Raw genomic sequence first — 20,426 nt, forward strand, 5'->3', positions numbered from 1 at the left:
TACCTGACCCAGGCGATCAGAATGGCCCTAATAGGAGTGGTATGTGTGCCCATGCATACCGCCGTTCAAGCCAGCGATGTTAGTAGTCAGGTTACCAGCGTGTTCTATGATCCGGATACAGCTGTCGATCAGTTGCAACCCAACCGCACGGATATGCGCATTCCCCAGCGCATGCAGGGTCGTGTGGTGGTACGCGCGCCCCGTGCTGTTCGAGTGGATCCGGTGTTAACTGCACCGGTTGAAAATCTGGAGCAGCGGCGTTTCTCACTGGATGCTGTGCGCATGATTGACTCGCAGTTATTTGATGAGCAGGAGTTAATGGCAGTAATGACTCCCTGGACTGAGCGCCAGTTGTCCTTCGCCGAGTTTCAATTGGCAGCGCTGACACTCCTGGAACACTTGCGTGAGCATGGCCATCCTGATGCGGTGTTACGTTTTTCTCAACTTCAGTTTCTTGAAAATCAGCAAGTGGCTGTGGCGATTGACGGTCTAACACCGACAGATAGCTATCAGGACGGTTCACCACGTATCCAGGTAGCTGGATTTGACGTGCAGGGCGTGACGCTGCTGGATAATGCTGTGGTTCAGTCTCACCTTGCCCCTTGGACGGGGCGGGCACTTAGCGTTGATGAATTGAGTGAAGCGGTTGAATCAGTTGCTCAGTTGCTGCGTGATCAGGGTTATGCCTTGGCGCAGGCCTGGTTGCCACCGCAGGAAATTACTGATGGCCAGGTTAAAATTGAGGTGCTGGAAGGGGTCGTAGACGGCGAATCCGGTCATCAAGGTATTACTGTAGCAGATACTCAACGTATCAAGTCTGAGGTGATTGCGGCTTATCTGGCGGAAGGTGTAGTGGCAGATCAGCCACTTAACATCAATGCGTTGGAGCGTCAGGTACGCCTGCTGAACGAAATGCCGGGCATTCGCAGTGTTCAGACAGACCTGGCTCCTGGGTCTGTAGCGGGTACCACACAGGTCATTGCTGAGGTTGAAGAAGACGCTCTCCTGACCTCGGCCGTCACGCTGGATAATTATGGCAGCAAATTCTCTGGTGAAGAGCGTCTGGGGTTAAACCTGAACCTGAACAGTCCGATGGGCTATGGTGAGCAGTTTTTTGTCAATTATACTGGTTCTGAAGGAACCAATAGCTACAAGCTGGGCGTGCATGCCCCTGTGGGTTACTCCGGTTTGCGCATGGGGGCATCCTATGCCGCAATGGATGTAAAGCTCAACGAGGGTAGTATTGCGCCGCTTAATCAGAGCAGTGACTCGGAGTCTTTCTCCCTATTTGCCAATTATCCACTGGCCCGTAGTGCGGCACGCAATATCGATCTGTTTGCCAGCCTGGATCATAAATCCTATCAAAACAACTACCCGGATTTTGGTTTTTTTGACAATCAGCGTGATATTACCAGCCTGACAGTCGGTGCCAGTGGTAACCAGATAGACCGCTATCAAGGACGAACAGGTTGGGGTGTTTCCTTGACTCAGGGCGACTTGTCTTTGAAGGGCAGTGGTGACTCAAGCACTGAAGGCAGTTTCAGCAAGGGTAACTTCAATATTTCCAGACTGCAGGCTTTGCCAGCCGATCAATGGTTTGTTTATGCCAGTATGAGTGGGCAGCTAGCCAGTGGCAATCTTGATAGTGCCGAAAAATTTCAGCTAGGCGGACCGATGGGTGTACGCGCCTGGCCAGTAGGTGAAGCGATTGGTGATCATGGCTGGTTGGCCAATCTGGAACTGCGTCGCAATCTGGGTAATCACGGCGATGCTAATTTCGAAGCCTTTGGTTTTTATGATATCGGTGGCGTTACCCAGTATGCCAACTCAGCGGATGCTCCAGCCTATTCAGGTCCAAACACCTATGAACTTGGTGGCTATGGTGTCGGGCTAAGCATGACTTACAGCGAAACAGGCAATGTACGTCTGGTGTATGCCCAGAAAGACCGTAGTAACCCCAACCCCACAGCCAGTGGCACAGACAGTGATGGCACTGATCAGTCAGGACGTATCTGGCTGATTGGTACCCTGTTATTCTGATAGAGGCACAGAGAATGAAAAAGAATAGAAAATACAACGCATCGGTTCGGGCTTTTACCCCCCGACTGTTGCCACTGCTGATTGCCTCGGCCATATCACCGATGACGGCGATCGCTGCACCGGATGCCAATGAATTACCCAATGGGGGGCAAATAGTTCATGGGCAAGGGGCTATTTCCCAGGCGGGTAATGTGATGAATGTTCAACAGAACACGCAGAACATGATTACTAACTGGAACAGCTTCAACGTAGGTAGTCAGGCGACTGTGAACTTCCATCAGCCTGGTGCGAGTTCTACGGTGTTGAACCGGGTCACATCCGGTGATCCCAGCCAGATTCATGGTCAGATCAATGCCAATGGTAATGTGATCATTGCTAACCCGGCTGGCGTCATGTTCGGGCAGTCGGCCCGCGTGGATGTCGGTGGCTTGATGGCAGCGGGTCAGGATATTGCTGATCAGGATTTTGTCGAAGGTAATCTGCAACTGGATAAGATGTCAGCCGGTGGACAGGTGATCAACCAGGGACAGATTCATACCCGAAGTGGTGGATTCGTAATTCTGGCGGCTGATCAGGTCAGTAATAGCGGACGCATCGAAGCCCCGGAAGGCACGGTGGCGTTGCTGGCTGGCGAGCAGGCGCGTGTAGAACTGACGGCAGGCGGGCTGATCGGTATTCGGGTGGATGGCGAAACCGCAACTGCCGCCATTCAAAACACGGGTGTGCTGGTATCCGACGGTGGCAAGGTTCTCATTCAGAGTCGACAGGCCACCGGTGCCTTGGCGGCTGCTGTCAATCAGACGGGTATTATCCGTGCTAATTCAGTGGCTGAAAATGAAGGGCGCATCATTATTGACGGGGGGCAGGGCGATGTGCTGCTGGCGGGCAGGGTTGAAGCAACTGGTCTTGAACCCGATCTGTCCGGAGGCTATATCAGTGCCACAGGTGACCGGGTGCTGGTCAGTGGTGAACTGGATGCCAGTGGCGCCAATGCTGGTGGCGAGGTTTATCTGGGAGGTGGTTGGCAAGGGCAGGATGCTGCGATTGCTGAAGCACGTCAGGTACATATCGAGATGGGGGCACGGGTAACTGCCGATGCTACGGTGGAAGGTGATGGTGGACAGATAGCGCTCTGGTCTTCTGAAGTGACCACCCATGCCGGGGTTATTTCAGCACGTGGTGCCGGTGATGGACAAGGCGGTGCAGTCGAAACTTCCAGTCGCGGTGCTTTGGGTGTGACGGGTGAGGTGGATGTGTCTGCAACCACGGGCCAGGGGGGCTTGTGGCTACTTGATCCTGAAAATATCACCGTGGTCACCCCAGGCGGTGTTAACTGGGATGGAGCTGGCGCGGGAAATGTCAGTGTGAGTAACACCTCCATACAGAATACTCTCAATACCGGTGGTAACGTTATTCTTCAGGCCGATGACAGCATCACTATTGCAGCCAATATTTCCAAAACATCGGGTGGTGATGCACGTCTGACATTTGATGCGGGTGGCAACATTACCCTGAACACGGGTATCGATATATCGGCTACCACTGGACGGCTACATCTGGATTTCGGTACCACGTTACCCAGTACCGGCACGGCCTTCATTAATGGTCGACTGGCCACCAACGGTGGTACGGTCACTTTCTGGAAAGATGCCCAGATGGGGGCTTCCAATCCTGTCAGTACCCAAATCACCGGAATAGTGGGTGGCACAGGCCCTTATACCTCAGGTGATATCATCTTCAAACAGGATCTCTTGCTGGCGGCCAGTGATGCCAATGTCACCCTGGGCGCACAGGGACAATCTGACGGTGGTTTCACCGGTCTGGGTGGTGATATTCGTATTGAGGGTGATATATACAGCGTAGAAGCAGCCAATCAGTTACTTCGACCTCAGTCCCTGACGCTGGATACGCGTGGCACATCAGCGGGTGCGATTGTATTGGGCAGTGACGCCAGTAATTTTGTTGGTGGCAACGGCCAGTCGGCCTTACGACAGCTAAGCTTTCTCGGTCCTCAGACAATTACCCTGAACGCCGGCCTGATCAATCTGTTGTCACCCTCGGGTGCGGTGATCACTGCTGGATCGACATTGGGAACCCCCGAGTTACAGCTGAATGCCGCACATACCATAATAAATATTAACGGTGGCACGGTATCCGGTGTCACTGGCTATACCGACTATGTGCAGGATACCTTTGATATTCGTGGAATGAGTACGGCGGAATCATTGGTGATCAATTCCGACCGTTCGATCAAGATTCTGAATCAGCAAATTGCTGCCGACAGAGCCGAAGGGATGGATGTGATCCTGAATCCCTTTGTTGCCGCTGATGCATTAGGTGGTGCTGTGATTATGCTGGAAGCTGCGATTCTCACTAACGGTGGCAATATTTTTCTCGGCGGTGCCTCGAACCTGACTAATGCCGGTGTGGTGAATAATGCTGATGTTGACCAGTTTGCCGCAGGTTTTGCCGGTGACAGTGACAGCCGTACCGATGGGGTGTTTCTGCAGAATGTCCAGTTGGACAGTCGTGGTACGGATACCGATGGACTGATCAATATCAGTGGCCGAGCGCCTTTGGCGCAATCAGCCGGTGCCGGGGTGCGTATTGCCGGTGCGGCGACACGGATTGAGTCGGGCCGTAATGATATACAGGTGATTGGGCGTGTTACTACCCAGACCAATGCCGGTAATAAAGACGGTGTTATTATTGGTGAAGGCAGTGCGGCACGCTCATTGCTGGCGACCAGCAGCGGTAATCTGATTGTTGAAGGTGATGCGTCTGCCGTGGTGAATCCAAGCGGTGGTACCCGTTATAACGGCTTGATGCTGTCTTCCGGGGTGCTGTTGCGTACCGAGACAGGTGATATACAGTTAACCGGGCGCGGTGGTGGTGGCAACCAGAACTTTATTCAGGAGAACCATGGTATTCGCATGGAAGACCTGAATACCAGTGTGATTTCCGAATCTGGTAATATTCTGCTGTTGGGCGCTTCGGGTGGCAAAACCTCTGATCAAGGGGAAAACAGCTATGGCATCTATGCTGCTGGTAATGCCATGTACATTGGCCGGGATCAGAACCGCAGTACCGCCGCAGGAGATATCGTCTTCGTAGGTGACTCCATGCAGTTCGTCAACACCTCAGATCAGCGTCTGCAGGTGTCTAGCAGTGGTCACCTGGTCATTCGTCCCGAGCATGACGACACCAATATCCATCTGGGCAATGCCGGCACCCGCCCCGAACTAAATGGGGTCAGTACCCTTTATTTAGGCGAGAACTGGTTTAACGGCAGTGCCCTGGGGGTGTTTCTGCCAGGACCAGTGATCACAGCCAGTAATGTATCCACTAATGTGCAGCAACTCTCTATACAGGGTAATGCTGGTGGTGCTTTCACTCTGGTTATCGGTGAGCAGGAAACCGCGGCCATTACCTATACCACTAACCTGACAGATCTACGTGATCAGATTCAGGCCGCTATACAGGGGATAACCGGACATGAGGGAGCCACTGTCAGTATTTCCGGTAGTAACTTACGGATTAACTTTACCGCTGCTCCCGCCAGTCTAGTGGTCGCTGGTGGCGATACCCGCGGCTTTGAAGCGATCACGTTGGGCCGCAGTGATCTGACCGGCCAGATTCAAGTGAATGCACCCACGACTTTCCGTGATGATGTGACGTTTTTGAGTGGCACGCATGGCAGCGACTATCAGGCCAATATGGTCATTAATTCGGCATTGACCGTACAACGTCAACCCAATTCAACCCAGCATGGATTGCTGACACTGGTAGCGAATGCTTTGGATAAACGAGCGTTGGTGGCCAAAGGGTTGATTACAGCCAATCAACTTAATTTGCTGGGCGCAGGTCAGTTTATAGCGACTGCCAGTAACCAGATTGCAGGTTTCTCCGCCGAGGTGGAAGGTGATGTCACACTGCGTAACAACCAGTCACTTCAGATTACAGAAAATGAATCACTCTGGCTGGATGCTATCGATTATGCGGGTAATCCGGTTCTGACCACCCCCACCGCTCAGACAACCACAGGTATTACCCTGACCGGTGGTCGACAGCTTGAAGTGCTGCTGGATACAGGTGATTTACGCCAGTCAGAAAATGTTTTCGTTGAAAGTGGCAAAGTCAGCCTGGTGACCGGTGGTGGACGTATTATTCAGGAAAATAATGCCATTATTCGTGCTGCTAACCTTTGGTTATCAGCTACTACGGGCATTTCAGCGTTACACAGTGATAATGAAATCGACGCCTTGGCGGGCAACTTTACTGGTAGCGCCGGGCTAGAATTTAGCAATGCTCAGACGCTGTCGATAGACGGAGTGTCGATTGATCAATATCGTGCTGATACCGCTTCAACCAGTCTGGAAGGACAAGTGAATACCACCGAGTCAGATCGAAATGGTCTGCGTGGCGCCACTGGCGCCAGTGGTGGCACACTGGCAGTTGTTGTCAGACAGGGAGATTTGTTACAGGGTGCGACTGAAGGTAGTTCGCAGTTACGGGCACAGCGAGCGGTGCTGCTGGCTGACCAAGGTAGCCTGTTGCTACAGAATCAAACCAATCAAATCAGTATATTAACTGCCAAAGTGAATGCTGATAATGAGGATATAACCGTGTTCAATGCCCAGGCGATGACGCTTGGTAGTGTCACCGGGCTATCTGAAGCTCTCATTACTGGCGGCACTCAAGTAGGCGCTCAGGCAGCTGAGGGTGGTAATATCACCCTGGCGACAGTCAATGGCACCTTGACGGTAGCACGAGATGTGATGACGCTTGGCAGTGGAAATATCGATTTGCGTGCCGGTGGCACAGCGTCAAATCTAGCCATTGTGCCGGAGTCTGGTCAGCTTGCTTCGATCAGCAGTGGCAGCGGACAGATACAGCTGTTGGCCGGGCAAAGTATTACTACGCAATCCACCAGCGATGCTAGCGCTGAAGTGAGCACTGCTGGCAATGTAATGCTACAGGCGGGCAGTGCGATAGGTTCTCAACAGAATCGAATCGAACTATCCGGTGTCGATACCCTGGCAGCCACGGCAGGTAATGGCAGCATTTGGCTGCGCAGTCTCGGTACAGATCCAATAATATTGGGTCAAGTGAATGCATTGAATTCGGCTCAGTTAGTCGGTGGTGCGGTCACTGATCTTGCTGGACTGATTACACAGCAGGGTAATGGTAATATCACCCTGACCACTCAGGGCGGTGATATTCGTGTGGTGTCAGCGCTGAATGCCAATGGCAGTGGTTATGTTGATTTGCGCACAGCGGGCACAGGTAATATTGACATCAATGGCGCGACAATTACCTCTGCAACCGGGACGCTGCAGTTGGTTGCGGGTGGGGCTATTGGTACCAATACTCTGACCGGTACTCAGGCAGAGCTGGCGACAGCCGGTCAGGTGTTGCTGAGTAGTGGCGGTCAGATAGGCACAGAAACCCAGCGCATCGAGATCGCCAGTGCCGCTCAGTTGGCCTCTCAGAGTCTTGGCAGTCAGTTTATTGCGCATAGCGGTGATGATCTGGCGATCAGTCAGGTTAATGCTGTTAATAGCAGCAGTGAGCTGGATAGGAGTGTCACCTCACTCAGTGGCATGAACGCCGGTCAGGGCAGTGTAATCGATCTGGATGTAGATCAGGCACTGTCACTGAATGCGGGTATCAGCACAACAACGACTGCTGGCATTGTCCGACTGGCGGCTGCCAGCATCAGTCAGTTAGTCGACAGTGGTAGCGAAATCTTGACGCAGGGTCTGCAACTGATTTCCCGTGTCGGCGATCTGCGCTTGGAAAACACCCACAACAGTGTGACAACACTGGCGGCCCGTGCTGCAGCGGGAGCCAGTTATACCAACCTTGGAAACTTGCAGGTTGATACGGTTTCTGGGGTGCAGGGCATCACAGCGGCCACAGATATTACCCTTCGCAGTGTCGAAGGTGATTTGACCCTGCTGCAAGCGCTGGAGGCTGATCAAGCGGCTGGTGTGATTACCCTGCAAGCGTTGCAAGGGGGTGTCCAGTCAGGCAATGCAGCCATCAGCACCGACGCCTTGAGACTGGTTGCGGCCCAGAGCAGCGATCTGAGTCATGCCGGCAATCAACTAAACCGTGTGGCGGTGCAGTTGTCGCAGACTCATGCCGACTTCGAGTTAGTGAACCAGAGCGGTTTTACCCTTGACAGGGTGATCACCAGTCTTGGGCACAGCGAGAGCCAGGGGCAAACGGATGGCATTCTCACCGCCGGTGGGAATATAAACCTGCGGATTAGTGGTAGCGGGGATCTGCAACTCGCACAACAGCTATCCACGGGTTCTCGACAGCAAGGACGTGTCAGCTTAAACGCTGCAGATGGCTCTTTACTGCGCACGGCAACCGCTGGAATGATTACTGCTAATCAGCTGCAATTGCAGGCAAGTGGGGATGCGCTGCTGACGCAGCCGCAGAATGCGCTGAATACAGCTTCTACAACACTCTTCCGTACCGAAAATGCCAATCAGGTAGCAGTTTTGGCAGCAGACCTGGGCGGCGACCTAATGTTTGCGGGTCTGGGGAGTCTGGAAGTTGGCCAGGTGCTGACGGATGGTGTTCAGGCTGATAATGTCTGGATACGTGCTCAGCAGGATCTCAGGCTGACTCAATCGGTAGTTGCTGACGCGACTGGATTGCGTCCAGTGATATTGTCGGCGGGTAATCAATTTTTCAACCAGACGGGTCAGGGTACTGATGCAATTCAGGCTCAGGGTGGGTGGTTGATCTATGAGCAGAGCGTCAATGGCTTTACCCAGCGGCTGGCTGGGTTGGTACCCGATTTCAGCTTTTTCAGCACTAGCTACGAACTGCAACGTCCAGGCAATGTTAGCTTGATGGGTAACGGTTATCTGGTGGGTACGCCGATTGCCGATCCAGAACAGTATCTGCGTCTTCCGGGAACAGAGAACAACACCAGTGGTAACCCTTTGACAGAGGGTGCAGCGTCTCAGCAGCCCAGTCCTTTGCTGGTATCCCTGGCACCGGTTATCGAGTCAGATCCAGATACCAGCTATGGCATGACGCTGTCGGTACTGCCTGCCGAAAGCGGATTTGCCAGTCTGACAACCCACTCAACGGGTGGACGTACCCTGGTAGCGCCTGTCGCTATGCAGGTTAGTGCGGATAAGCCGTTCCAGACCTTGCTGGGTCGTATACTGGGCGATGCAGAGTTGATTGGTGTTTCGCTGGTTGACGGTTCGCCATTACCGGATACACTGCAACTGCTGGGTAAGGGGCCTTCATTGCGACTGGTTGGCAGCCTGCCTTTGAGCAGCTCACCGTTGTTTATACGACTGGCCATGCAGCATCCGCACAGCGGTGAACCACAATGGGTGGATATCCTGATTGAGATCACTGCGCCTGAAGACGACACTGAAACAACAATTATCTAACAGCACCCTAGAGGATCAATGCATGAGTGATGAAAACGAACTGAAATCAGCCGCACAAGCTAACCCTGCCCAGTCGCCCAAAATCCACTGGGACGACAGTGAAATGCAGACTAACTATTCCAATGTCTGCAATGTCATGGGTACGCGTGAGGAGATCATGTTGCTGTTCGGTTCCAATCAGGCCTGGCAAACGGGTCAGACCGAAGTGAAGGTTAAATTATCCAATCGTATTCTGCTGACACCCCATGCGGCGAAACGCCTCAAGGTATTGCTGGAAATGGGCCTGAAAGAATATGAAACCAGATTCGGTGAAGTCAAACTCTGATATTGCTGTGACAGAATCATCCAACGACTGGCTCGGACAGCTACAACAGGCGTCTGAGCCAGATTTTTTTGTACGTTGGCTGGCGTTGTTACAGCAGGAGTTGCCAGGTCTTGAAGAGGCCGTATTGGTATTGGGACCAGCTGATCAGGGGCCTTTCAAGCCCATTGTGACACATCCACAGAACACCCCCTGTTCATCGGTGTTGATGCGCTTGTGCGAACAGGTTATGCAACTACGCCGTCCGTTGAGTCAGCGTAATGAGTCTGTGACCCACTGGGTAGTGCCTATTCAACAGGGTGGTGCACTACTGGGGGTATTGGGTCTGACGGCTAAGAGTCTCTCGACACAGCAACGCCAATGGCTGCAGTGGGGCCTGGGGTGGATACTGACCCGTACCGAGACTTATCAGCAGGCTGGAGACAGTGAGCTGAGTGAACGTCTGATGGTGCTGCTGGATCTGTTGATGTCCTCTGTTGGAGGGCAGTCATTGCAGGATGCTTGTCAGGCTGTTTTGTCTCAGGCTGCTGTGAATCTGGGTTGTGATCGAATAGCGCTGGGCTTTGCTACCGGGCAGAGTGTTCGCATGGTAACCCTCTCCAACAGTGCTGAATTCACCCGCAGAATCGATCTGGTGCAGTGTATTGAAGGTGCCATGAACGAGGCCGTGGACCAGGGGCATAGTCTATGCTGGCCGCAGCAACAGACCAGTCTCGATACCTTCAGAGCACATCAGGCGTTAATTCGTGAGCAGGGTAATCACACGGTATTGACGGTACCCTTCATGACGGATGTCGAAAATTACGGCGCCATCTGTTTCGAGTGGGCTGAAGCGCCTGATGAACAGCAGCCAGAGTTAGCTGAATCCATTGCCAGTGTTGTTGGCCGCGTGCTGTTGGAAAAGCGTCAGTCAGAACTGTCTTTGCTCAGTTATCTGGGCCGGCGCGTGAAACATGTCTGCAAGCGTCTGGTCGGGCCTCGCTACCTGGGCACCAAGCTGCTGGTGTTGTTAGTGACCGTGAGCGTGATATTTTTTACCTTGGCTGAAGGCACTTTCCGCTTAGCATCAGATGCTCGCCTTGAAGGGGCATCGAACCGCACTCTTTCGGCTCCCTTTGACAGCTATGTTATGGTTGCCCATTACCGTGCGGGTCAGACCGTGGAAGAAGGCGAGGTGCTGGCCGAGCTGGATGACAGTGATCTGCGCCTTGAGCAACTTCGCTGGCAGAGCCAGTTAGCACAGTTTGAACGTCAAATGCGCCAGTCCCAGGCGCAACGCGATACGGCTCAGGCAAGGGTTGCTGCCGCACAGACCGAGCAGGCCGAAGCTCAACTGGCACTGACCAACTCATTGCTCAGCCGCACGCAGATTCGCGCACCCTTTACGGCGCTGATTACGCGAGGTGATCTATCCCAAGACTTGGGCCTGCCGGTTACCAAAGGGCAAGTGCTGTTTGAGCTGGCGCCACTGGATGAATATCGTTTAGTCCTGGATCTGGCAGAAACTGATATGGCACATATTCGTGAAGGGCAGCAAGGCCAGTTGGTTCTGAAAGCCTTTCCAGAGGCCAGAATCGATTTCGAGGTGATTAGCGTAACGCCCGTGGCCGAAGCTCGTGATGGCAAGAACCTGTTTCGCGTTGAAGCTGAAATCGCTCAGCTGTTACCCGCTATGCGTCCTGGTATGGAAGGTGTGGCAAAAGTGGAGGTCAGTCAGCAGCGTTTGATCTGGATATGGACACGTACACTGGTAGACTGGGCACGTCTGCAATGGTGGAAGTGGTTGGGGCGCTAATGTCTTCTCTTTTTTCAGCGTCCTGGTATCGCTTGGCAGATCTGGTCCCTCGGCTACGTACACAAACCCGGATTTTTCGGCATGTCTATCGTGGTCAGCGCTGGCATGTCATTCAGGATTTAGCCAGTGGCAAATTCTTGCGTCTGAACCCCACAGCTTACAGTATCCTCTCGCTGGTGGATGGACAGTCTACGCTTGATCAAATCTGGAAACAGGCGGTTGAGCAGTTGCAGGATGATGCGCCGAGTCAGGATGAGGTGCTGCAGTTGATGACGCAGTTAAACCAGATCGGTGTACTGACCAGCAATCGAACTCCCGATATTGAAGAGCTTAGCGAACGCTCTATCAAAGCACGACGCAATCGTGTTAAACAATATATTGCCAACCCATTGGCGCTAAGGGTGCCATTGATTGATCCGGATCGTTTTTTGCAGCACTTAGTGGGTCATATTCCAGTCTGGGCACGACCGCTGCTGCTGACTATCTGGTTAGTCACTGTGGTGTTCGGTATCAGTCTTGCGGCACTTCACTGGCCCGAACTGACCGGTGATCTGACACGACTGGTATTTACCCCGGAGTATATTTTTACGCTGATCCTGGTGTTTCCACTGATCAAAGCGATCCATGAATTGGGACATGGTATTGCGATCAAACTGTTTGGTGGCCAGTGTCATGAAATGGGGTTGATGTTTCTGGTGATGGTCCCGATTCCCTACGTTGATGCCAGTCATGCCATAGCATTTAAGAGCAAATACCAGCGTATGCTGGTGGGCGCTGCCGGGATGATGATTGAGCTATTTGTTGCCAGTCTCGCACTGTGGCTCTGGACCTGGACACAGCCGGGACTGCTGAGGGTCTTTCTACACGATATTGTGATCCTCGCGGGTGTGGTAACGCTGTTATTCAACTTGAACCCTTTATTAAGATTCGATGGTTACTACATTTTCAGTGACTGGCTGGAAATTCCCAATCTGGGGAATAAAGCGAATCAGTATTTTGGCTATTTACTGAAACGTTACTTGTTGCGTATTGACCGAGGCTTACAGCCGCCACGTCTAACGGCTGGAGAACCGGCTTGGTTGATTAGCTTTGCACTGTTGTCTTTTGTATATCGGATGTTCATTGTCGGGATGATTCTGCTGTTTGTCGCCTCCCAGTTTTTTGTCATCGGGGTGCTGCTGGCGGCCTATGCGTTCTTTTTGATGATTTTGATGCCGTTGAGTCGTACCCTCAAGACAGCCTTTAGCGATCCATTAATCAGTGAAAAGCGTCCTCGTCTGTACCTGGTCAGTTTCACGGCTGTTAGTCTGCTGGTAGGGTTGGTCGGGGTGCTGCCCTTGCCATCAGCGACCTTTGTAGAGGGGGTGGTGTGGATGCCGGAGCAGTCACAGGTACGCGCACGGACCGACTGTTTTGGTCAGCAGGTACTACACAACCCCGGGGTCGTGAAAGCCGATGAGCCCCTGCTATACTGTGATGAGCCTGTATTGCCAGCCGAGCTGCAGGAAACGCAGGCACGTTTGGCTGAGCTGGATGCGGAGTTGCTGCTGGCGAGAGGGACAGACAGAGTCCTGGCACAAAATCTTCTGGAAGAGCGCCAGCATGTTGAGCAGCGTGTTGCTACGCTTGAACAGCGTATTGATGCCTTCGAAATTCGCAGTCCACATGCGGGTGAATTTGTGATGTCATCGCCTGATGACTTTATGGGTCGCTGGTATCATCGTGGCGATATTATTGGCTATCTGCTGGATCCTAGCCACTTCACTTTACTTGTTGCTGTTGATCAGGCCGATGTTGACCGTATTCGCAGTGACAGTGTCAGTATTGCTATGCGTTCTGCCGACTCAGTACATCAGTCACACCCACTTCGAATATTGCGAGCTGTGCCAGCAGCCACGCGTGATCTGCCAAGCCTGGCGTTGTCATTGCAAGGGGGAGGGCGTATTGGCTTAAGCCCTGACGGAGCGCCGGGAAGTCGGCCTCAGGCACTCAATCCGGTATTTCTGTTCGAACTGGAACTGCTGCAGCCCGAAAACTTTGCGGTACAGGCTTTGGGTGGACGTGTCTATGTTCGCTTTGCGCATACCGATGAGTCAGCGGCACGGCAGATATACCGTCACCTGCGTGAACTCTTTATTCGTCGTTTTGGAATCTGATCCATGTATGCATTGCAAACACGCACTGTTCAGTATCCGCAACGTACAGATTGGCATGAAGATCCCTTGTTAGTGCGATTCTGGGACCGCGGTGCGACGTTGTTTCGTCGGCTGATTCTGATGAATGAAGCGCGACAAAAGGCATTCGTACGGGCGGTGTCAAAGTGTGAAATGGAACTGCAGGGGGCAACGTCTGAAGTGTTACAGCAGGCTTTATGTGATGTGCGCCTGCATTTGCGTCGGGAGGGTCTACAGCAGCGGCATTTGGCACAGGCTTTTGCACTGGTGCGTGTGGCATCGCAACAGACGCTAGGGTTACGCCATCATGATGTACAGATTCGTGGCGGCCATGCCTTAGTGCAGGGTTTTCTGATCGAAATGAATACCGGCGAAGGTAAAACACTGACGGCTACCCTGGCCGCTGCTGTGGCGGCACTGTCAGGTCGACAAGTTCAGGTGGTGACGGTCAATGATTATCTGGCTCAACGGGATGCTACTGAAATGCAGCCTCTCTATGAATGGTTGGGGCTACGCATCGCCTGGGTGCTTGAACAGGCCGGACCGGCTGAACGACGCCAGGCCTATCAGGCTGATATTGTGTACTGCACCGGAAAAACGCTGACCTTTGACTACCTCAAGGACCGTATCGCTCTGGATGATCGTGTATCGCCTTTAAAAATGTTACTGGATGCCTACACCGGTCGCTGGCAACAACAGGTGCTCTTGCCAGGATTGCAGTTTGCCATAGTGGATGAAGTGGACAGCATTCTGATCGATGAAGCACGCACACCGCTGATTATTTCATCCTCTGGCGGCTCAGCAGAAGAAGACGCTTTTTATGTCAGCGCGATTGAATTCGCCCAGCAACTGCGACAGGCAGAACATTTTCAATTCAGCGAAAACCGTCAGTTGATTGACCTGACACTGGCTGGACGTCATCTGCTGGAGCAACTGACTGCTGAAGCGGAAGGGCTGTGGTGTAACCGTTTTCGGCGAGAAGAAGCGATATTGCAAGCACTCAGTGCATTGCATCGCTTTCAACGGGATATTCATTATATTGTTCGCGACGACAAGGTGCTGATTGTTGATGAACATACTGGGCGGATCATGCCAGATCGTTCCTGGGAGAAAGGTATGCAGCAGCTGATTGAGGTCAAGGAGAGTGTTTCCTTGACACCGCCTCGTGTCACTCTGGCAAAAATCAGTTTTCAGCTGTTCTTTCGTCGCTTTCTGCAACTTTCCGGAATGTCGGGCACCTGTCGTGAAATTGCCGGGGAGATCAGTCGGGTGTACAACCTGCGGATGATCCGTATCCCGCCGCATAAACCCAGCCAACGTGTACAACATGCCAATCAGTTATTCGCCGATGTAGAGCAAAAATGGCTGGCAGTTGAAGCCTGTATTATTGAGTGCCAGCAACGCGGGCAGCCGGTGCTGGTTGGGACCCGTTCGATTTTAGCCGCAGATACCTTATCATCGCGCCTGCAGTCCCGTGGCGTTGAGCACCAATTATTACATGCCCGCCAGGATGAAACTGAGGCAGAAATTGTTGCACAGGCAGGGCAGCGCGGGCGCGTCACCATCGCTACGAATATGGCTGGACGAGGAACCGATATCAAACTGCAAGCGGGTGTAGCTGAACTGGGTGGTTTGCATGTACTGATCACTGAGTTGCATGATAATCAGCGTATCGATCGGCAATTAATTGGCCGTTGTGCTCGACAGGGCGAACCCGGTAGTTGGCAGGAAATATTGTCACTTGAGGATGAGCTGGTGGCCAACTGGTTACCTGTATTAAATCGTCTACTGAGCCTGTTGTTGCGCTCTGCTCCTGAAAATCGAGCAATTCAATGGATGGCCCGCCGCTATTACCGATCCGCACAGTGGATGCTGGAGCGCTTACACCGGCGTATTCGTGCCAAACTGCTTAAGGCCGAATTCAATTTGCGCCGGTCACTTTCTTTTACCGGTAAGATGGAGTAAATCATGCGTTGGATGAAACAACAGATAGCTGCCGGGTTTTGCGTACTTGCCGTTGCTGTACCTATTCAGGCAACTGAGCTGTCAGTGCTGAGTTGTTTGCTGGAACCTTCACTGGATGCCGAGTTAGGTGTGCCTGTTGAGGGTGTGCTGGCTAAGGTTCATGCTGAGCGTTCGGTAAGGGTAGAGCAGGGTGCCGTATTGGCAGAGCTGGACCTCTCGGTAGAGCAAGCGATAATTAGCATGCAGCGTGCTCGCGAAAATTATGCCAGTCGGCGTCTGGAGCGCATTCAGGAGTTGCAATCAGGCAACCTGATACCCGCTCAGGAAGTGGATGACATCCGCACTGAGCAGCAACTGGCCCGCCTTGAGCTGGCTGTCCAGCAGGAACAATTGGAACTGCGCCGAGTGGTTAGTCCATTTTCCGGTATCATTGTGGAACGCTATGCTGATGTCGGTGACTTGATACAAAAAAGTCATATTTTTCGATTAGTGCAGTTGGACCCGCTTTATGTTGAGGTGGTGATGACACTGGATCAATTTGGTCGGGTCGTTCCCGGCGACAGGTATCAGGTACATTTGCAACATCTAGAGACACAGCATGATGCTGAAGTGATTGCTGTTGATCCGATTATAGATGCCGGAAGTGGTACCTTTCGCGTGCGTCTGTCATTACCCAATCCGGATTCGCATATCCCGGCAGGTTTGAGTTGTAGTATTAACCCACTTTAACTTTACGGATTGCGCATAAGGCTCTATCCGACATGAATAACTGATCAGAGATTTAAGTATGTATAAGAAACTGGTTCCACTGAACAAAGAACATCATCAACAATTGCGTATCCAGCCGATCAATGGCTTTCAGTTTGCAGCTGGTGTGCACGTTGCCGCCGTTATGCTGCATGAGTTTGCCCGCGCCTCCGCGATTTACCCGATAGTGTTTCTTGAAGATCAGGCTCAGGATAAATTCTATCCCGTTGCTCTATTAGGTCTGGAGCAGAATGAGAATCTGTTTGTGACCGATGAAGGACGTTGGCAAGCCTCCTACATTCCCGCTGTAATTCGGCGTTATCCATTTGCATTGGCTCGTTCGGGTGAAGACGAAGTGTTTACCGTCTGTATTGACGAAGACGCCGAATTGGTTAGTACCCAGGAAGGTAATCCGTTGTTCTCTGATACCGGTGAACCTGCTGAGGTGATTGAACAGGTCAAACGCTATTTGGGTGAGTTACAGCAAATGGAAGTGATCACTGAAGCATTTTGTCGGTTTCTGCAAAGCCACAATCTGTTTACACCGCTAAATATGCAGGTTCGTGTGGGTAATAAAGTACAAAATGTGACCGGGTGCTATGTTGTGAATGAGCAGCGTTTTGCCAATCTTTCTGACGAGCTTTTTCTACAGATTCGTCATCAGCACTATCTGGCACCCATCTATGCACACCTGACTTCACTGTCGCGTACTGAAAATCTGGCGCTACTTAAGCAGGGTATTACATCGGTTAGTCAACCCTCGGATGACGACCAGGTTCATTAATGATTCAAAATCAACAGGGAATATTCATTTTTTGTTCAGGACATATAGCCGTATCGACACTAGACTGGTTTATAAACAGCGTATCCCCTTCAAAGACTCGCGTGCAACAGGAGATGGGGCCTGAACGAACAAGGATGTTCGTGACAGGTTCTGGCAGAAAGTCTTAATTTCTGTCACTATAAATTTCTCTATTAATACCAATACGGCGAGTTAAGATGATCAAAATGAATAAACTTCGTTCTTCACTATTACTGACTTTATTTTTTTCGTCAGTGACCTTCGCACAAACACCGCAAACAACAGAGTATCAGGACTGGGTTGGCATTTGTGCTGAGGTTCAGGGTCAAGAGCGTTGTGAAATACAGCAAGTGCTGAATATGGAGAACGAACAGGGTAATACTCGACTGCTCAGAGCAACAATAAGCAAGCTAGATAATCAGTTGATTATGCAACTGCTTTTGCCTCTGGGACTGGATGTTCGTCCGGGCGTAGTGATGCAGATCGATGAAGGTGCCGAGTTTGGCGCGCCATTTTTGACCTGCGTTCAGGAAGGTTGTCTGGTTGCAGTACCCCTGGACGAAAATCGCTTGACTGAACTGCGTTCGGGTAGTGTTGCCAAGGTGGGTTTCCGGCCTTTTAATACAGAACAAACACTGGTAGTAGAACTCTCGTTGATGGGCTTTACGCGTGCCAGCCAGACGGTAAAATAATCTCAACGCATTGGGATGTTGCAAATCAAGGTTAGGCCGTATTCGGGTTTAGTTTAAGTGATTTTTTGCTATGCTAAGGTTAGTGTATTCAAATTGAATTTTGTTTGAAAAGGAGCCTTGTATTGGCTACCCAGTTTCCAGAATCCTTGACTAAACCCGGTTGCGGCTATTGTTTTGTTCCATTGGGCTTCGAGTTTACGTTTGCTTTTCAACCCATTGTGGATATGGAAGCGCGTGAGATTTTTGGCTATGAAGCCTTGGTGCGAGGCCCCCAGGCTGAATCCGCTTATAGTATTCTTAATCGTATCAATGATGAAAATCGCTATGCTTTTGACCAGGCTTGCCGGGTTAAGGCTATCCACCTGGCCAGTGAGTTAGGGCTGGATAAGGTATTAAGCATCAACTTTTTGCCTAATGCGGTGTATGAACCGGCGCATTGTATTCGCAGTACCCTGGCGGCCGCGCGAGAAAGTGGTTTTCCGATTGAAAAGCTCATGTTTGAAATTACCGAATCAGAATATGTGTATGATCGGGCTCACCTGACCAATATTTTTAAGCATTATGAAAAACAGGGCTTTATTACCGCGCTGGATGACTTTGGTGCCGGCCATGCCGGGCTGAATATGCTGGCCAGCTTTATACCCCAAATCCTCAAAATCGATATGGAGCTAGTGCGTGATATCGATAGCCATTCCGTCAAGCAGATTATTGTTGAGGGTCTGCTTGGCATGTGTGCAAAGTTAGGGATTACAGTGCTGGCTGAAGGCGTGGAAACCGAAGCCGAAATGCTGTACTTCCGTAAGCATGGGGTTAGGTTGATGCAGGGTTACTATTTTGCCAAGCCAGGATTTGAAAGCCTGCCCGGATATGATTTTTCTACACAGTCAATCTGACGCTTTTTGTTATACGTAACCTGTTGATCAGATGCTAGCATGCCAGTTTTTACTCAGTGGTATGCCTAGTATGAAAGCGTTTTTGTTTCGTTATCCTAACCTGTTTCGTCGAGTGATGAATCTCTGGCCGCCACTGTTTTTTAGTGGCATCAAGCTGGTAACCATCAGTTCTGACTTCCGTTCGGCACGAGTGGATCTGAAGTGGCGCCCCTGGACTAAAAATATCAATGCCAGCCAGTATGGCGGCAGTCTCTTCTCTATGACTGATCCTTACTACGCCCTGTTGTTGTTCGGTTGTCTGGGCTATGAGCGCTATATTATCTGGGATAAATCAGCCGATATCGATTTTATTTCACCTGGTATCGGACGTCTGACTGCCGAGTTTCATCTTGAGGATGAGCAACTGCACCAGATTCGTGAAATGACCGCTGAGGGCGATAAGTGTTTTCCTGAGTTTGTGGTGTATATTCGCGATCAGCAGGGCACCCTGGTTGCCAAGGTGACCCGACGTCTGTATGTGCGTTTACATGCGAAGCACCGTTAAACTCAACTGACTTTACGTGGATCAAAGGCATCACGCACGGCTTCACCGATAAAAATCAGCAGGGTCAGCATCAGTGCCAGGGTAAAGAAGGCTGATAGCCCCAACCAGGGCGCATGCAGGTTTTCTTTACCCTGAGCGACTAACTCACCCAGCGAGGGTGAACCGGGCGGCAGACCAAAGCCCAGGAAGTCCAGAGCTGTCAGGGTGACAATCGAGCCATTGAAAATGAACGGCATGAAGGTCAGAGTGGCTACCATCGCATTGGGCAGTACATGGCGGAACATGATCGTTGAGTTGCCTAACCCTAAGGCTCTGGCGGCACGTACATATTCCAGATTGCGTCCTCGCAGAAACTCAGCACGCACCACATCGACCAGTTGCATCCAGGAAAACAGCAACATGATTCCCAGCAGCCACCAGAAGTTGGGTTCAACAAGGCTGGCAAGAATGATCAACAGAAACAGCACCGGTAAGCCTGACCAGATCTCAATAAAGCGTTGAAACAGTAGGTCAACCTTACCGCCGTAATATCCCTGTACAGCCCCTGCGGCGACGCCAATGACGGAACTGGCCAGTGTCAGAACCAAGGCAAACACAATCGAGATACGGAAACCATAGATCACCCGTGCCATCACATCGCGGGCCTGATCATCGGTACCCAGCCAGTTCTCCCAGGAAGGTGGAGAGGGAGCGGGTGAGGGCAAGTCATAGTTGATGGTCTGGTAGTGATAACGGATCATCGGCCAGACCATCCAGCCGCCAGCATCTTCAATCAGGGATTGTATAAACGGATCACGAAAATCGGCAGGCGCATCAAACTCTCCCCCGAACTCCAGCTCAGAGTAGTTATTGAAAACAGGTGAATAGAGACTGCCTTGATAACTGACCAGTATTGGCTTGTTGTTGGCAATCAGCTCGGCACCTAATGACAGGATAAATAATGCCAGAAAAATCCACAGCGACCAGAAACCCCGGCGGTTGCGGCAGAAAGCATCGATGCGGCGGCGCATAATCGGCGTCAT

12 protein-coding genes are annotated in these 20,426 nt (G+C 51.7%); 11 read left to right on the forward strand and 1 reads right to left on the reverse strand.

The window, feature by feature from the left end:
- The first annotated feature begins 51 nt into the window (after window positions 1-51).
- The 11 genes from ACN0R1_RS04680 to ACN0R1_RS04730 all read left to right on the forward strand — a co-directional run bounded on the left by ACN0R1_RS04680 (window position 52) and on the right by ACN0R1_RS04730 (window position 19,404).
- Window positions 52-2,040: a ShlB/FhaC/HecB family hemolysin secretion/activation protein gene (locus tag ACN0R1_RS04680; protein ID WP_417580630.1), complete on the forward strand. Its 1,989-nt coding sequence runs from the start codon at window positions 52-54 to the stop codon at window positions 2,038-2,040.
- Between the two features lie 14 nt (window positions 2,041-2,054).
- Entirely contained in the window at window positions 2,055-9,470 is a 7,416-nt protein-coding gene (locus tag ACN0R1_RS04685) for a filamentous hemagglutinin N-terminal domain-containing protein (protein ID WP_417580438.1), read from the forward strand.
- Window positions 9,471-9,492: 22 nt separating this feature from the next.
- Window positions 9,493-9,795, forward strand: coding sequence for a DUF3467 domain-containing protein (locus ACN0R1_RS04690; RefSeq protein WP_417580440.1), 303 nt, complete (start codon window positions 9,493-9,495; stop codon window positions 9,793-9,795).
- Window positions 9,796-9,802: 7 nt separating this feature from the next.
- Window positions 9,803-11,587, forward strand: coding sequence for an HlyD family efflux transporter periplasmic adaptor subunit (locus tag ACN0R1_RS04695; RefSeq protein ID WP_417580442.1), 1,785 nt, complete (start codon window positions 9,803-9,805; stop codon window positions 11,585-11,587).
- Complete coding sequence (locus ACN0R1_RS04700) at window positions 11,587-13,743, forward strand: PqqD family peptide modification chaperone (RefSeq protein WP_417580444.1); 2,157 nt, start codon at window positions 11,587-11,589, stop codon at window positions 13,741-13,743. The genes ACN0R1_RS04695 and ACN0R1_RS04700 overlap by 1 nt, the downstream gene beginning before the upstream one ends.
- A 3-nt stretch (window positions 13,744-13,746) precedes the next feature.
- Window positions 13,747-15,726: a DEAD/DEAH box helicase gene (locus tag ACN0R1_RS04705; protein WP_417580446.1), complete on the forward strand. Its 1,980-nt coding sequence runs from the start codon at window positions 13,747-13,749 to the stop codon at window positions 15,724-15,726.
- 3 nt (window positions 15,727-15,729) lie between these two features.
- A complete protein-coding gene (locus tag ACN0R1_RS04710; RefSeq protein ID WP_417580448.1) occupies window positions 15,730-16,455 on the forward strand; it encodes an efflux RND transporter periplasmic adaptor subunit in 726 nt (241 codons plus the stop codon).
- Between the two features lie 58 nt (window positions 16,456-16,513).
- Window positions 16,514-17,257 (forward strand): SapC family protein, encoded by a 744-nt coding sequence (locus ACN0R1_RS04715; protein WP_417580450.1) that lies wholly within the window; start codon window positions 16,514-16,516, stop codon window positions 17,255-17,257.
- 224 nt (window positions 17,258-17,481) lie between these two features.
- A complete protein-coding gene (locus ACN0R1_RS04720) occupies window positions 17,482-17,967 on the forward strand; it encodes an invasion associated locus B family protein (protein ID WP_417580452.1) in 486 nt (161 codons plus the stop codon).
- Between the two features lie 122 nt (window positions 17,968-18,089).
- Window positions 18,090-18,860 carry an EAL domain-containing protein gene (locus ACN0R1_RS04725; RefSeq protein WP_417580454.1) on the forward strand — a complete coding sequence of 257 codons (771 nt, stop codon included), beginning with the start codon at window positions 18,090-18,092 and terminating at the stop codon, window positions 18,858-18,860.
- A 70-nt stretch (window positions 18,861-18,930) separates the two neighbouring features.
- Window positions 18,931-19,404, forward strand: a complete 474-nt coding sequence (locus ACN0R1_RS04730) for a DUF4442 domain-containing protein (RefSeq protein ID WP_417580456.1) — start codon at window positions 18,931-18,933, stop codon at window positions 19,402-19,404.
- A gap of 2 nt (window positions 19,405-19,406) precedes the next feature.
- Here ACN0R1_RS04730 and ACN0R1_RS04735 read toward each other — a convergent pair whose 3' ends face one another.
- A complete protein-coding gene (locus tag ACN0R1_RS04735; RefSeq protein WP_417580458.1) occupies window positions 19,407-20,426 on the reverse strand; it encodes an ABC transporter permease in 1,020 nt (339 codons plus the stop codon).

It is taken from the genome of Nitrincola sp. (assembly GCF_048264025.1).
In the GTDB taxonomy this organism is placed as follows: domain Bacteria; phylum Pseudomonadota; class Gammaproteobacteria; order Pseudomonadales; family Balneatricaceae; genus Nitrincola.